13 protein-coding genes are annotated in these 13,553 nt (G+C 63.3%); 7 read left to right on the forward strand and 6 right to left on the reverse strand.

The window, feature by feature from the left end; translation table 11 throughout:
- Positions 1-124: 124 nt before the first annotated feature.
- Together ftsH and H585_RS23840 are read right to left on the reverse strand one after the other, a co-directional pair.
- On the reverse strand, positions 125-2,011 hold the full coding sequence (ftsH, locus tag H585_RS0112060) for an ATP-dependent zinc metalloprotease FtsH (RefSeq protein ID WP_027368006.1): 1,887 nt from the start codon (positions 2,009-2,011) through the stop codon (positions 125-127).
- A 54-nt stretch (positions 2,012-2,065) separates the two neighbouring features.
- Positions 2,066-2,194, reverse strand: coding sequence for a hypothetical protein (locus H585_RS23840; RefSeq protein WP_014259846.1), 129 nt, complete (start codon positions 2,192-2,194; stop codon positions 2,066-2,068).
- Positions 2,195-2,377: 183 nt separating this feature from the next.
- Here H585_RS23840 and H585_RS0112070 point away from each other — a divergent pair, with 183 nt between their 5' ends.
- Both H585_RS0112070 and H585_RS0112075 read left to right on the forward strand, forming a co-directional pair.
- Complete coding sequence (locus H585_RS0112070) at positions 2,378-3,958, forward strand: multiheme c-type cytochrome (protein WP_027368007.1); 1,581 nt, start codon at positions 2,378-2,380, stop codon at positions 3,956-3,958.
- A 3-nt stretch (positions 3,959-3,961) separates the two neighbouring features.
- Positions 3,962-5,314, forward strand: coding sequence for a DUF2254 domain-containing protein (locus tag H585_RS0112075; RefSeq protein ID WP_027368008.1), 1,353 nt, complete (start codon positions 3,962-3,964; stop codon positions 5,312-5,314).
- 142 nt (positions 5,315-5,456) lie between these two features.
- On the opposite strand, the gene H585_RS0112080 is transcribed toward H585_RS0112075, so the two are convergent.
- Entirely contained in the window at positions 5,457-6,770 is a 1,314-nt protein-coding gene (locus H585_RS0112080; RefSeq protein ID WP_027368009.1) for an MFS transporter, read from the reverse strand.
- A gap of 130 nt (positions 6,771-6,900) precedes the next feature.
- Here H585_RS0112080 and H585_RS0112085 point away from each other — a divergent pair, with 130 nt between their 5' ends.
- Positions 6,901-7,419, forward strand: a complete 519-nt coding sequence (locus H585_RS0112085) for a hypothetical protein (RefSeq protein ID WP_027368010.1) — start codon at positions 6,901-6,903, stop codon at positions 7,417-7,419.
- Between the two features lie 193 nt (positions 7,420-7,612).
- On the opposite strand, the gene H585_RS0112090 is transcribed toward H585_RS0112085, so the two are convergent.
- A complete protein-coding gene (locus H585_RS0112090; RefSeq protein ID WP_014259841.1) occupies positions 7,613-8,356 on the reverse strand; it encodes a LexA family transcriptional regulator in 744 nt (247 codons plus the stop codon).
- 425 nt (positions 8,357-8,781) lie between these two features.
- Here H585_RS0112090 and H585_RS0112095 point away from each other — a divergent pair, with 425 nt between their 5' ends.
- Both H585_RS0112095 and H585_RS0112100 read left to right on the forward strand, forming a co-directional pair.
- The gene (locus H585_RS0112095; protein ID WP_027368011.1) at positions 8,782-10,341 is read left to right on the forward strand and encodes an ATP-binding protein; all 1,560 of its coding nucleotides are present in this window, start codon (positions 8,782-8,784) and stop codon (positions 10,339-10,341) included.
- Positions 10,342-10,531: 190 nt separating this feature from the next.
- Positions 10,532-10,798, forward strand: a complete 267-nt coding sequence (locus tag H585_RS0112100; RefSeq protein WP_027368012.1) for a hypothetical protein — start codon at positions 10,532-10,534, stop codon at positions 10,796-10,798.
- A gap of 27 nt (positions 10,799-10,825) precedes the next feature.
- Here H585_RS0112100 and tpx read toward each other — a convergent pair whose 3' ends face one another.
- Positions 10,826-11,359 carry a thiol peroxidase gene (tpx, locus tag H585_RS0112105; RefSeq protein ID WP_014259838.1) on the reverse strand — a complete coding sequence of 178 codons (534 nt, stop codon included), beginning with the start codon at positions 11,357-11,359 and terminating at the stop codon, positions 10,826-10,828.
- Between the two features lie 108 nt (positions 11,360-11,467).
- Here tpx and H585_RS0112110 point away from each other — a divergent pair, with 108 nt between their 5' ends.
- Positions 11,468-11,974: a hypothetical protein gene (locus H585_RS0112110; protein WP_027368013.1), complete on the forward strand. Its 507-nt coding sequence runs from the start codon at positions 11,468-11,470 to the stop codon at positions 11,972-11,974.
- Positions 11,975-12,178: 204 nt separating this feature from the next.
- Here the strand turns inward: H585_RS0112110 and H585_RS0112115 are convergent, their stop codons facing one another.
- Complete coding sequence (locus H585_RS0112115) at positions 12,179-12,757, reverse strand: arylesterase (protein ID WP_027368014.1); 579 nt, start codon at positions 12,755-12,757, stop codon at positions 12,179-12,181.
- An 88-nt stretch (positions 12,758-12,845) separates the two neighbouring features.
- Here H585_RS0112115 and H585_RS0112120 point away from each other — a divergent pair, with 88 nt between their 5' ends.
- Positions 12,846-13,529 carry an ABC transporter ATP-binding protein gene (locus H585_RS0112120; RefSeq protein WP_027368015.1) on the forward strand — a complete coding sequence of 228 codons (684 nt, stop codon included), beginning with the start codon at positions 12,846-12,848 and terminating at the stop codon, positions 13,527-13,529.
- Positions 13,530-13,553: the final 24 nt, after the last annotated feature.

Here is a 13,553-nt window from a genome sequence, read left to right on the forward strand (position 1 = left end):
AGGGCCCTGCCCTCCTCAAGCTCCTCCCGGCAGGGGCAACGTGCCCCTGCACCCGCGATTTTTTTTGCTGAACAACCACAGGCTTTGTTCTGACGATCGACTGCCGACAACCTGAAGACGCGCCCTAGGACAACCCCGCCGGCCTGCGCTTGCCGTCCACGCCCAGGATGGTCAGCACGACATCGCCGGACAGCTCTTCCTCCTCCAGCAGCTTGGCGGCCAGTTTGTCCAGGCCCTGACGGTACTCCTCCAGGGCCGCTCGCGCCTTGCCGTAAGCGGCTTCAAGGATGGTTGCAACCTCCTCGTCCACCTCGCGGGCCGTCTCCTCGCTGTACTCCCGCCTGGTGGCGAAATCCTCACCCAGGAAGACCGGCTCATTGCTGCCTCCCAGGGCCATGTGGCTGAAGCGTTTGCTCATGCCCCACTCCACGACCATGCGCCGGGCGTGGCGCGTGGCCTCCAGCAGGTCGCTGCCCGCGCCGCTGGTCATGGTGCCCAGCACCAGCTCCTCGGCGGCCCGGCCACCCATCATCACGGCCAGACGGTCCAGGAGGTACTCGCGCGTATAGACGTACTTCTCCGTCTCCGGGAGCTGCTGGGTCACGCCCATGCTCATGGCCCGCGGCACGATGGAAACCTTGTGCAGCGGATCTGCGTTGGGCATGACCGCGGCCACCAGGGCATGGCCCGACTCGTGGTAGGCCACTGTGCGTTTCTCCTCGTCGCTGATGGCCAGCCCCTGGCGCACGAGGCCCATGAGCACCTTGTCGCGGGCCTGCTCCACGTCCTCGCGCAGGATTTCCTTGCGGTCGTATCTGGCGGCCATGAGCGCGGCCTCGTTGAGCAGATTCCGCAGGTCCGCGCCGCTGAAGCCCGGCGTACCGCGCGCCAGGGCGTTCAGGTCGATGTCCTGGGCCATGGGTTTATTGCGCGCGTGGATGCGCAGAATCTCAAGCCGGGCCTTGGTGGTGGGCAGGGGAATGGTCACCCGGCGGTCGAAGCGGCCGGGCCGCAGGAGCGCCGGGTCCAGAATATCCGGGCGGTTGGTGGCGCTCATGACGATGACGTCGTGGCTCTGCTCGAAACCGTCCAACTCTGACAACAGCTGGTTCAGGGTCTGCTCGCGCTCGTCGTGGCCGCCGCCCAGGCCTGCCCCGCGCTTGCGGCCGATGGAGTCCAACTCGTCGATGAAAATGATGCTCGGCGTGTTCTTCTTGGCGTCCTCGAACAGGCTGCGCACGCGCGAGGCGCCCACGCCCACGAACATCTCCATGAAATCCGAGCCGGTTATGCTGAAGAAGGGCACTCCGGCCTCTCCGGCCACGGCCCGCGCCAGCAGGGTCTTGCCGCAGCCCGGCGGACCGACCAGGAGCACCCCGCGCGGAACCTGCGCGCCCAGGCGGCGTACGCGGCCTGGGTCCTTGAGGAACGTCACGATTTCCTGGAGTTCCTCCTTGGCCCCCTCGGCGCCGGCCACGTCGTCGAAGGTCGTGCGCTCCTTGCGCTGGTCGTAGAGCTTGGCCCTGCTTCGGCCCATGCCCAACAGCCCCCCTCCTCCGCCGCCCGACACGCGCCGAAACTGGACCCAGACAATGAAGCCCAGGAAGAGCATGGGCAACAGGCCGAACAGGAGCAGCCACAGCCAGGAGCCGTCGCTCTCGGGCCTGACGCGAAGCTGCACGTCCCGGGCCTGCAGGAGATCGAACAGCTCGGGATCACCGAAGGATGGGATGTACGTGCGGAAGCGCGCCAGCTCCATGTCCTGGGACGCGCCTTCGGGGCGGTAGCGGATGGCCTGCCGGAACTGGCCGTCGATGCGCTCGCCCTGCACCAGGACACTCCGCACGTTGTCGGCCGCCAGCTGCTCGCGGAATTCGCTGTAGCTCAATGGCGGCGGGGCCGTCATACCCCGGGAAATCCAGACCCAGGCCATGAGCGCAATGAACAGAAGAAACATCACGCCGCGCAAGGAGCGTTGCTGATTTGCGCCGGGAATCCTGGAACCGTTCATGCGCGCCCCCGCCCCCAGCCGGCCGAACCCTCCGGAACAGCCGACAGGAACAAGCTAGCCTTGGGGCCTGTAACGCCGAGACAGTGCGCGGAACAACTGCTCATAACGGACGGCCATGGCCTTGACCAACTCCTGAACCGTTTTTCGAGCCAACAGATCCACGGGCGAGCGTGCTTCCTCCATGCGACCTCCTTGTCAGGCGAATTCGCGTCGAATTTCCCATATTTTGCGATCCAAGCATGCACGAACCGTACGGGCTTGGCTGTCGGCGCAAAACGCATAACGCTGTAGGCCCCAACCCTAGAGGAAAACCCTTGCGCCCGGGTCGTAAGGCGACGCATAGTGGCAACAATCCAGGAGGAATGCATGCTTCCGAACTCCACGCTGCACAAAGCCTTCCCGGTCGCCCTGCTCGGCCTGATCGGTCTGTTCGGCTTTCTTGGCCTGGCCCTGTCGCCAATGGAAGCCTGGTGCCAGACGCCAGACGTCGCGCCCACCAGCCCGGCCACGGCCAGTCCTGCCACGGAGGAGTGCCTGGGTTGTCACGCGAGCATCCATCCGGGCATTGTCGAAGCTTGGCAGGCCAGCCGACATGCCGCTACGACACCGGCCAGGGGCCTGAAACGGTCCGAGCTGGAGCGGCGCGTGAACGGAGCCGTCCCCGAGGGACTGCGCGAGGTTTCCGTGGGCTGCGCCGAGTGCCACACCGCGCGGGCCGAAAAGCATGCCGGCAGCTTCGAGCACAACGGCTATCAGGTGCATGCGGCGGTCAGCCCGGACGACTGCGGGCTATGCCACGGCGAGGAACGCCGTCAGTTCGCCGCGAACGTCATGTCCCACGCCCACGGCAACCTGGCCGGCAACCCGGTCTTCGGCCAGCTCATGCAGGCCATCAACGGATCGCCGCATCTGAAGGAGGGCAAGCTCTCCTTTGCCGAACCCGAACAGGCCACACAGGATCAAGCCTGCTTTTCCTGCCACGGCACGCGCCTATCCGTGACAGGCACTGTCACGCGCGAGACAGTGCAGGGCGAGATGGACTTTCCGATCATCAAGGGCTGGCCCAACCGCGGAGTGGGCCGCGTGAACCTCGACGGCAGCCTGGGCGCGTGTTCGGCCTGCCACACGCGCCACGCCTTTTCCATCAAGGAGGCTCGATCGCCTTACACCTGCAAGGAGTGCCATGAGGGACCGGACGTGCCCGTGTACTACGTCTATGCGGCCAGCGCCCACGGCAAGATTCATGCGGCGCTGGGCAAGGACTGGAACTACGAGGCCGTGCCCTGGACCGTGGGCAGGGACTTCACCGCGCCGACCTGCGCGGCCTGCCATGTCAGCCTGCTCGTGGACACCGAAGGCTCGATCGTGGCCAAGCGCACGCACCGCATGAACGACCGCCTGGCTTGGCGGCTGTTCGGGCTGGTCTACGCCCACCCTCACCCGCTCAAGCCTGATACGACCATCATCCGCAACGGCCAGGGCCTGCCCCTGCCCGCGGACCTGGACGGGAAATTCGCCGCCAACTTCCTGGCCGACGCAGCCGAGCGGGACCGCCGCGCCAAAGCCATGCAGCAGTCTTGCACGGCTTGCCATGACTCATCCTGGATCAAGGGCCACTGGGAGCATTTCGAGCATGCCGTGCGCGAAACCAACGAGAAGACCGCGCGCATCACGGACATCATGCAGGAGATATGGGCCAAGGGCTTGGCCCAAGGTCCGGGTAAAGGTCCAGGTCAGGGCGGCAATCTCTTTGACGAGTACCCGGAACGCATCTGGAGCGACGCCTGGCTGTTCTACGCCAACTCAATCCGTTATGCCGCGGCCATGGCCGGAGGTGGCGACTACGGGGTGTTCGAGAAGGGCCGCTACCACCTTTCGCGCTCGGCCAGCGAACTGCACGACTGGCTGGAGCTGCGTCAGCGGCTCACGAATGCAAAGGAGCCTTAAGGCATGCTGCAACGCTCCAGACTGCAGGCCTTTTGGTACAAGGTCGATTCCAGCTTCTGGTTTCGGCCGACGCTCATGGTGCTGGCTGCCATCGCCTTGGCCGTAACAACCCTCGCGCTCGACGACTTTCTCGAGGACAAGGTTCTCACACGCATCCCGCTCATCTACGGCGGCGGGCCAGAAGCGGCGCAGACCATCCTCTCGACCATCGGCTCGTCCATGGTCAACGTGGTGTCCGTGACCTTTTCCATCACCATCGTGGCTCTGTCCCTGGCCTCGACGCAGTTCGGCCCCCGGCTGCTCAACAATTTCATGCGCGACGAAAGCAACCAGTACGTGCTGGGCTTCTTCGTGGCCACATTCATCTACTGCCTGCTCATCATCCGCGCCATCCGCGTGGACGAAATATTCATTCCGCACCTGTCCGTGACCATCGGCATCATCCTGGCCATCACGGCCTTCTTCGTGCTCATCTACTTCATCCACCACATCGCCTCGTCCATAAAGGCCGAGACCCTCGTGCACATCGTGGACAAGGAACTGGTCAAGACCATCGAGCAGCTTTGTCCTAAGCCCATAGACGCTAGCACCGAAGAGCCCGAGCCGGTCCCCGACTTGCCAGAGGATTTCGAGGAAAACTCAGCAGTGGCTCCGGCCCTGGAGCACGGCTACCTGCAGGCCCTGGAGATCGACGGACTCGTCCGCTTGGCCAAGGAAAAGGATCTCATCTTCGTCCTGGCCTACAAGCCTGGGGAGTATATCGTGCAGGGAACGCCGCTCCTGCGCGCCTGGCCGCGCACGTCCCTGAACCGCGATGTGGTGAAGAACGTGAATGATCAGTTCGTCATCGGCAGCATGCGCACTCCATTCCAGGATCTGGAGTACGCCATCCATCAATTGGTGGAAATTGCTTTGCGCGCCCTGTCGCCCGGCATCAACGATACGTTCACGGCCCTGGGCTGCATCGACCGCCTCGGCTCGGCCCTGGCCCTGCTGGCGAGGCGGCGCATGCCCCACATCGCTCACCGCGACGACAGCGGCCGGTTGCGCGTAATCACGCACGCCAACACCTTCGCCGGGGCCATGAACGCGGCCTTCAACGCCATCCGCCAAAACAGCGCGCACAATGCAGCCGTGACCATCCGCATGCTCGAGGTGCTACAGGCCGTGGCCGTGTTCGTGCGGACCAGCGAACGAAAGGAGAGCGTTCGACGCCACGCCGACATGATCCTGCGCGCGGCCGAGCGCAACCTGCCCGAAGATGACGACCGTGCCGACGTACGCCGGCGTTATGACGAACTCCTGCAGATGTTGAAAAGACCAGGCATTAAAAAATCGGGTTCAGTTGATGCGTAGCGGCAAGGCTGACGTAAGGCAGGCAAGGACAAGATCTAAAATCATTTTCCTTAATGAAATGAGGGTACAGGGAAATCATTTCCCTGGCGGGAGAGAGTCTGAGAGAGGGCCGCGCCCTCTCTCAGTTCAAACACAAACGGCGCTAGGCCTGAACGCTCTCCTGCTCCGGCTGCCTGACCCGCCAGAGCAGAGCCATGCCGACCACGAAGAGCACGAGCACGCCCAGGATGGCATCGCGCGAGGAGCCTGTCATATGGCGGATGGCCGCGAAGAGGAAAGGCCCGCCGATGGCCGAAAGCTTGTTAACCACCGAGAAGTAGCCGAAATAGCGCGCCGACTGCTCCTTGGGGATCATGATCGCGAACAGGGAACGGCTGAGCGCCTGGGAGCCGCCGAGCACCAGGCCCACCAGCGCGCCCAGGATGAAGTATTCCAGGCTCGAATCGATGAAGTAGGCGTAGCACACCACCGAGGACCACATGAGCAGGGACAGGAGCAGGGCCCTGCGGGTCGTGATGCGCTCGGCTAGGCGCGAAAAGAGCAAAGCGCCGCCGAAGGCCACGGCCTGGATCAAGAGCAAGGTGAGCATGAGCGCGGACATGGGCAGGTTGAGCTCGTCCTTGCCGTACATGGTGGCCATGGCGATGACCGTCTGGATGCCGTCGTTGTAGAGCAGGAAGGCCAGCAGGAACAGGCCCGCCCCCCGGCGCTCCGTGCGCGAGGCCAGCGTGCGCAGGGTGCCCGCCGCCAATGACAGGCCCACGCGCAATACGGCCAGCGGCCTGGGCAAGCCTCTGTACTCCCTGGGCAGCTCGTACACGGGCTTGTCCTCGCGCAGCATGATCAGCGCCGGCATGGCGAAGCCCGCCCACCACAAGGCCGCCGTGGCCAGGGCGATGCGCGCGGCCTGGCCCTGGTCCAGACCCAGGGCTCCGGCGAACTGGATGAGCAGCAGACTGGCCAGGAAGTGCAGCCCGCCGCCAATGTAGCCCCAGGCGAAGCCCAGGCCCGAAACCCAGTCGGTCTTGCCCGGCGGGGAAACCACCGGCAAAAAGGCGTCGTAGAACACGTTGGCGCCGGCGAAACCCACCTGGGCCAGCATGAACAGAGAGGCCGTGCGCCATACGTCGCCCGGACCGCTGAAGCCGAGCAGAAAGGCGCAGGCGCTGCCCGCCAGGCAGAAGGAGGCCAGAAAGGCGCGTTTGGAACCCGTGAAGTCCGCGGCCGCGCCCAGCACCGGCGCAAGCAGGAAGATCAGCAGCGCGGCCGAGCCGACCATGAGCCCCCAGAGCGTGGGCGCTGCCAGGCGCACGCCCAGCAGCACAGCTCCGGCCTCCGGCACCACGGCCGTGGCGAAATAGGCCGGCAGCACTGCCGTGACCGTGGTCAGCACATAGGCTGAGTTGGCCCAATCGTACATGGCCCAGGCGCGCACCTGGCTCGAAGCTTTACGCATGGCTCCCCCCGCAAGTCGTTGCTTCGTCAAGCCTTACAGCCATAAGCCCGTCCGTGTCGAGCCGATCTCGCCAAGTTGCGGGCACGCAGGGGTTGGGCTATGTCCAGCGGATATCATTGGAGGCAAACCCATGAAACTGGGCGCAACGGGCCAGAAGTGGCTCAAGATCGTGCATCTGTTCTTCGTCTGCATCTGGGTGGGGCCGGGCGTGACCCTGGTGGCCATGCAGTTCGCCATGTCCCCCGGCCCCGACGGTACCGGCGGCATGCTGCACGGCATCGATACTTCCATGAAATTCGTGGACGACTGGCTCATCATTCCAGGGGCCTTCGGCTGCCTCATCACCGGCCTGCTCTATTCCCTGCTGACCAATTGGGGCTTCTTGCGCCATGGCTGGATCACGCTGAAATGGATCATCACCGTGGGCGGCATCCTCTTCGGGACCTTCTTCCTGGGCCCCTGGCTCAACGCCCTGGCGCCCGTATCCCTGGAACTAGGCCTGGACGCGCTGCACAATCCCGCCTACCTGCACAACAAGGCCATGAACTCCCTGTGGGCTCCCGTGCAGGTGGGCACGCTCGTTTTCGCCGTGGCCATCTCGGTGCTCAAGCCCTGGAGGGCCAAACCGCGCAAGATTGAAAGCAGATAGCATAGTAGCTGGGAAGGGCTTTGCCTGCCAAAGCGGCTCGCTCCTCCCAGAACTTCCCAACAGGGAAATGATTTCCCTGGCTCCCCTAATTTTTTTAAGAAAGCAGAAAGGCTTCGATGAGCGCAAAAAAACAGCGCCCCGGCTCCTCGCCTGGGCGCTGTCGATCGCTTAATGCTGCGGATGAAGAAGCCTGCTAGAATATCTCGCGGGCCAGCCAGATGACCCGGCCCACTATGCGCACACTGACCGACTCGTTCAAGGCGACCTCAAGGGGTGGATAGACCTGGCGGTTGTCGCTCACGAGCACGAGCTTGCCCGGCCGCTTGTCCAAACGCTTGACCACCACGCCCTCGTCGATGCCCACCACGTAAATTTTGCCATAGACCACTTCGGTCTGGGACTGATCGAGCAGCACGGCGTCACCGTCGCGCAGGGTGGGCTCCATGGAATCGCCGGCCACGCGCATGAGGCACATCTGGGAGACGTTGCCCTTGCGCCGCAACCAATCCTGACGGAAGGCGAAGTAGCCCTCGACCTGGGCATCAGTTTCCAGGCCCTCGGGTCCCATGCGCGGCACGGCCGTGACCTTGGGGATAAAGGCGAACTCGTCCAGGTGGAAAGGCCCTTCGGAGTCGTTGAGCACGGGGCGGCCCTTGTGGCGCTGCGGCTCGGGCTGCGGGGCTTCCTCGCCCACGCGCATAGGCCCCAGCCCGCTTTCGAGCCAGACGGGATTGAGCTGGTACATGCGGCAGAGCTTGAGGAACCATTCGGCCGGCACGGCCTTGCGGCGCTTGGCGTCGGTAATGGCCGCCCGCCGCACGCCCAAGCGCTCGGCAAGCTGGGCCTGGGTGCGCAGGCCAGTGGCGTACATGATGCGCCGCAGGACGTCGTCCACGCCGAACCCTTCCAGATTGTACGCTTCTTCCGGATTTTTCACGGCAAGCCTTCCTTCTTTAAACCCGAGTGCCTGTCAACGTCACCCCTGCACAATCATAACAAAAACAGGCCTCAGCTCTTATTCTTGACAAGCCATATGCCATGGCAACCCCGTTGTGTCAAGTAAAGAAGGACATCTGCAATGACCGAAGCGTACACAAGCCGAACAGGCTCCAGGCTTCGCATGCCCGCCTTGCTCGACAGCGGCGCAAGGCCCTCCGGCAAGTCCTTTCATTGGACCATGCAATTTCGCATGTCCCCTTACTTGCGGTATTTTTAACCTTGCCTTGCCCGCCACTTTTAATGCTATATGAATCCGTCCCGATGAACCAGCCGGGCCGTTTCGGCCCATTCGCCTCAGGCAAGCGTCTGCGGCGAGCAACCTTTGCCGTGCGGTCTTGAGCCGCGATTGGGCATGCCGGCTTCATGAAGAACTCCATCCTCGTGGTTGATGACGAGCGCATCGTCGCCCTGGATCTCACGTACACCTTGGAGCACCTGGGCTATGTCATCGCCGGGGTAGCCGCCACTGGCGAGGAAGCCGTGGCCAGGAGCATCGATGCCAAGCCCGACCTGGTGCTCATGGACATCCGGCTCAAGGGCGATATGGACGGCATCGAGGCTGCGGAGCGCATCAAGGAACTCCTCGATATTCCCATAATCTACCTGACGGCGTATTCCGACAACATGACGCTGGAGCGGGCCAAGCCTTCGGAACCCTTCGGCTATCTCATCAAGCCCTTCCACGAACGGGAACTGCATTCCACCATCGAGATCGCCCTGTACAAGCACCGCATGGAGCGCGAGGTAAAAGACGCAAGACGCGCAGCCGAAGCGGCCAACAAAGCCAAGAACACCTTCCTGGCCAACATGAGTCACGAAATCCGCACGCCCATGAACGGCATCCTCGGCATGACCAACCTGCTGTTGGAGACAAAGCTGAGCGCCGAGCAGCAGGAGATTCTGGGCTTGGTCCGCGACTCGGCCCATGCGTTGATGACGGTGCTGAACGATGTCCTCGACTTTTCCAAGATCGAGTCCGGCCGGCTTGCAATGGCCGAGGAGAAACTGGACCTGTGCGATATCGTTCAATCCATTTACAAGGCCCTGCGCCATGCCGCCGCTGCCAAGTCCCTGCAGTTGACCTTCGACGTGGCCGCTGACGTGCCGAGCATGATTCGTGCGGATCGCAGCCGAATTCGACAGATCTTGTTAAACTTAATGGGCAATGCCGTTAAGTTCACGAGTTGCGGCTCGGTCAGGCTCGCGGTGGACGCGCCGGACGGCGTTGCGCCGAATGATCCGAACGGCTCCGGCCGTTTTCCCTTGCGCCTGCGCGTGATTGACACTGGACCGGGCATTCCCGCCGACAAGCACGAGCAGATATTTGAGAGTTTCACCCAGCTGGACGGCTCTCTTACGCGCCGCCATGGCGGCACCGGGCTCGGGCTGACCATCGCCCGCGAGTTGGCGCGCATGATGGGCGGGAACATCACATTGCAAAGCACGCCGGGCAAGGGCAGCACCTTCACGGCGACCATCCTGGTCAGGCCCGCTTTCGAGGCCGCAAGCACAACGCGGACCAATGCCGTCGACATGCCCCTGCCCGCAAACGAGCCCCTGCTGGAACTCGACTCGACTCTGCGCCGCCTTGGCAATGATCAGAATATCCTGCTCGAGATCTGGGACGCTTTTGCCACGGATGCGCTCCTCAAGCTCGATCAACTCGACCAGGCCGTAAGAAGCAATGATCGCGCAACCGCAGCCCGTTTAGCCCACTCGCTTAAGGGCGCTTCGGCCACCGTGGGCGCGGCCAAGTTGCTTGGTCAGACAGCGCCCTTGGCCAAGGCCATCGACTTGGACGAGGAACCAGCCAAGAACAAGAGCCTGTCTGGAATGCTCAAGCGCATGCGTCCTTGCCTGGAAGAGACGCTGGCCGAGATGGAACGTCTCCGCGACCGTCTCGCGTCCCCTCCCGAATCGTGAAGTTCTCTTTTGACAAGCGCGGTTAAATCAAGTCACGGAGCAGTGCCTGATTACCGCACGCAATCACAAAATTGACAACCAACCCTGTTCAGCATAGACAATCCCTCAGGGGAATAATCGAGATCCGCCGATCCCTCCCAAGCCGCCCCCCTGCTTTTCGTCTTTCCCGCTCACTGCGGAAAGGATTGCCATGAAGAACATAGCTGCCTCATACTACTCGCATTTCTTCTTCACAGCCCATTTCGGCAAGCTGCACTTGGCCCTTTCGCCGCACGCGCCCGAACGCCTCAAGTTGCTCGTGCTGGCCCTGTGCGGTGACAACCCCGCGCAGGCCTGCCTGGGCCGTCTATACGAATGCCTCTGTTCCCTGGCCGGCCAGGAAGCTTTCCTTCCGCCTCAGGAGCCTTCGGAAGAAATGTTCCTGGCCGTGGACGACTACCTGCGCCAGGCATCCTGACCGAGGCTGGTGAGCCGCCTTGCAGGCCTAGGCCGCCATCTCCTGGACCAGCTCGCGCGCCAGATTCAAAGCCGTGTCATAGTCCGGCTCGTCCGTGACCTCGGGCACGATCTGCACGTACTGCAGCTTACCGCTTCGGTCGGCCACGAATACCGAGCGCGCCAGCAGCCGCAATTCCTTGAGCAGAATGCCGAACTCGCGGCCGAAGGCCGCGTCGCGGTGATCCGAGAGTGTCTTGATGGCTCGCACGCCCGCTTCTTCGGCCCAGCGCTTCTGCGCAAAGGGCAAATCCATGCTCACTATCAACACCTGTACGTCGTTGCCCAGCTTGTCGGCTTCATTATTGAAGCGCCGGGCCTCAATGTTGCACACCGCGGTGTCCAGCGAGGGCACGGCGACGAGGATAAGCACCTTGCCCGCAAAGTCCGCAAGGCGCACCGTGTTCAAGTCCGTGTCCAGGAGTTCGACATCCGGCAATTGATCGCCCTTGCGCAACTCCTGCCCTGTCAGGGTCAGCCCCTGACCTTTCATGGTCACAACGCCCGTGCGTTCCTGCGCCATGGCTTCCTCCCACATGGTTAAGGTTCTTCGACCCTATCCTGTATGCAGGAGCTGCGCGGCCCTGGCAAGCCGATTGACTGCTCTGCCCCACGCCTGTATTCACCGGCCATGAAAACCCGTGGAATCGCTCTCGCTCTGCTGTTCGTGCTCATCCTCGCCGCCCTGGGCCAGTTCTTCTATTTCTTCGGCGATCTGCCCTCGCGCGTGGCCACTCGCTACGACGCCTACGGCCAGCCCGAGCTGACCCTGCACAAGGCGGCCTTCGCCGCTTTCTACCTGGGAATAATCGTGTTTTTTTCGGTCTACGGCATCGTGGCCCGCTACTACGCGCACAAGCTGCCCGACCGCTATCTCAAGATAATTCCCAGCCACGCCCACTGGCTCGCGCCGGAAAACCGGCCCGCAACGGTCGCTTGGGTCTCCGGCGCCCTGGTCTGGGTCGCGGTGCTGACCCTGGCGCTCTTCGCCGCCACCTTCACGCTCATCATGCTGTCCAACACCGGCCAGCCCGTTTCGAGCATGTCCACCACCCTGGGCTTCCTGAACACCATCTATCTGACAGCGCTCTTTCTGCTGGTCATGGGCTTCAGGAAGCGCTTCCATTTGAAGCAGTAATCCGGGAGAAAGGTCCGGCCCTGGCCATGCGGGATTCCAGATTCGTCGCAATAGCTGCCGCCAGATGATCTTGCACGCTCATCGCAGCGGATTGCCCATGCTATGCGGCGGCAATCCGTTGCAGTCGTGGAATAGTTCGATGGAGCCTCCGACAAGTCAGACGCCGGTCTCCAGATGCGGCTTTCTCCAAAAGATAGCTGGACGCTACCTCGCCGGACACCCCTGCTTGATCATCTTTTCGATGAGCGGATACAAGCGCTCGGCGATGATTCGGGCCCCGGCCTCGTTGGGGTGGATGCCGTCGCCCAGGTTCAAGTCGCTTTCCGCGGCCACGTCCTGCAGCAGGAAAGGATAGAAATAAGCTCCGTGCTTCTCGGCCAGGCGGGGAAAAACCGCGTTGAAGCGCTGCACGTAGTCGCGGCCGAGGTTGGGTGCGGCATGCATGCCGGCCAGCAAAGCGCAGACGCCCTGCTGCTCCAGCCTGGTCAGAATGGCCTCCAGGTTGCGCTGCATGGTTTCCGGCGCCAGCCCGCGCAGCATGTCGTTGGCCCCAAGGGCCACCACGGCGAAAGCGGGCTTGTCCTGCATCGCCCAGTCCAGGCGCGCAAGCCCCCCGGCCGAGGTGTCGCCGGACACACCGGCGTTGACCACGCGTATGTCGTACCCATCCTTTTGTAGCATCTCCTGGACTTGTTCGGGCCAGGCCTTCCCCATATCCAGGCCGTAGCCGGCCGTCAGGCTGTCGCCCAAGGCCAGGAGCACAGGCTTCTCATTCTCAGCCATGGCTGTCTCCGTTGCCAAAACAAGACAAGTTGCTAGTATGGGCAGCACTGCAACCACCCACACTCTATAGCCTCGCAGGAACCCGCACATGCCAGAAATGTCCTCCACGGTTGAGCTTTCCGATGTATCGCTGACCCTATCCGGCGGCGCAGGGCCGGTCAACATCCTGCGCGGCGTGAGTCTTGCGCTCGGGTCCGGCGAAGCTGTCAGCGTCATGGGCCCCTCGGGCTCAGGCAAGACCTCCCTGCTCATGGTCGTCTCCGGCCTGGAACGGGCCACCTCCGGGGGCGTGCGCGTGGCAGGCCGCGATCTTTCGGCCATGGGCGAAGACGAGCTGGCCCGCTTCAGGCTGCACCATGTGGGCATCGTGTTCCAGTCCTTCCATCTGCTGCCGGCCATGACCGCCCTGGAAAACGTGGCCCTGCCCCTGGAGCTGCTGGGCGACCGAAAGGCGCGCATGATGGCCGCCGAAGCCCTGGAGTCCGTGGGACTCGCCGGCCGCCAGGAGCACTTCCCGGCCGAGCTGTCCGGCGGCGAGCAGCAGCGCGTGGCGCTGGCGCGGGCCTTTGCCGCCCACCCGGGGCTGTTGCTGGCCGATGAGCCCACGGGCAACCTGGACGAGGCCACGGGCGCGACGGTCATGGACCTGCTGTTCCGGCTTCAGAAGGAACACGGGACGACACTGCTGCTGGTGACGCACGACAGCCGGCTGGCCGACCGTTGCGACAGACGCCTGCGCATGCATGGCGGCATTGTCAGTGCTCTGGAATAATGGGGAAGATGCGGGCGGAACATG

Source organism: Desulfocurvibacter africanus subsp. africanus DSM 2603 (genome assembly GCF_000422545.1).
Lineage (GTDB): Bacteria > Desulfobacterota > Desulfovibrionia > Desulfovibrionales > Desulfovibrionaceae > Desulfocurvibacter > Desulfocurvibacter africanus.

Coding starts and splice junctions, on each gene's coding strand:
- H585_RS0112085 (WP_027368010.1), top strand. CDS start 6,901: ATGAAACTGGGCGCAACGGGCCAGAAGTGGCTCAAGATCGTGCATCTG.
- H585_RS0112120 (WP_027368015.1), top strand. CDS start 12,846: ATGCCAGAAATGTCCTCCACGGTTGAGCTTTCCGATGTATCGCTGACC.
- H585_RS0112095 (WP_027368011.1), top strand. CDS start 8,782: ATGAAGAACTCCATCCTCGTGGTTGATGACGAGCGCATCGTCGCCCTG.
- H585_RS0112070 (WP_027368007.1), top strand. CDS start 2,378: ATGCTTCCGAACTCCACGCTGCACAAAGCCTTCCCGGTCGCCCTGCTC.
- H585_RS0112080 (WP_027368009.1), bottom strand. CDS start 6,770: ATGCGTAAAGCTTCGAGCCAGGTGCGCGCCTGGGCCATGTACGATTGG.
- H585_RS0112110 (WP_027368013.1), top strand. CDS start 11,468: ATGAAAACCCGTGGAATCGCTCTCGCTCTGCTGTTCGTGCTCATCCTC.
- tpx (WP_014259838.1), bottom strand. CDS start 11,359: ATGGCGCAGGAACGCACGGGCGTTGTGACCATGAAAGGTCAGGGGCTG.
- H585_RS0112100 (WP_027368012.1), top strand. CDS start 10,532: ATGAAGAACATAGCTGCCTCATACTACTCGCATTTCTTCTTCACAGCC.
- H585_RS0112075 (WP_027368008.1), top strand. CDS start 3,962: ATGCTGCAACGCTCCAGACTGCAGGCCTTTTGGTACAAGGTCGATTCC.
- H585_RS0112115 (WP_027368014.1), bottom strand. CDS start 12,757: ATGGCTGAGAATGAGAAGCCTGTGCTCCTGGCCTTGGGCGACAGCCTG.
- ftsH (WP_027368006.1), bottom strand. CDS start 2,011: ATGAACGGTTCCAGGATTCCCGGCGCAAATCAGCAACGCTCCTTGCGC.
- H585_RS23840 (WP_014259846.1), bottom strand. CDS start 2,194: ATGGAGGAAGCACGCTCGCCCGTGGATCTGTTGGCTCGAAAAACGGTT.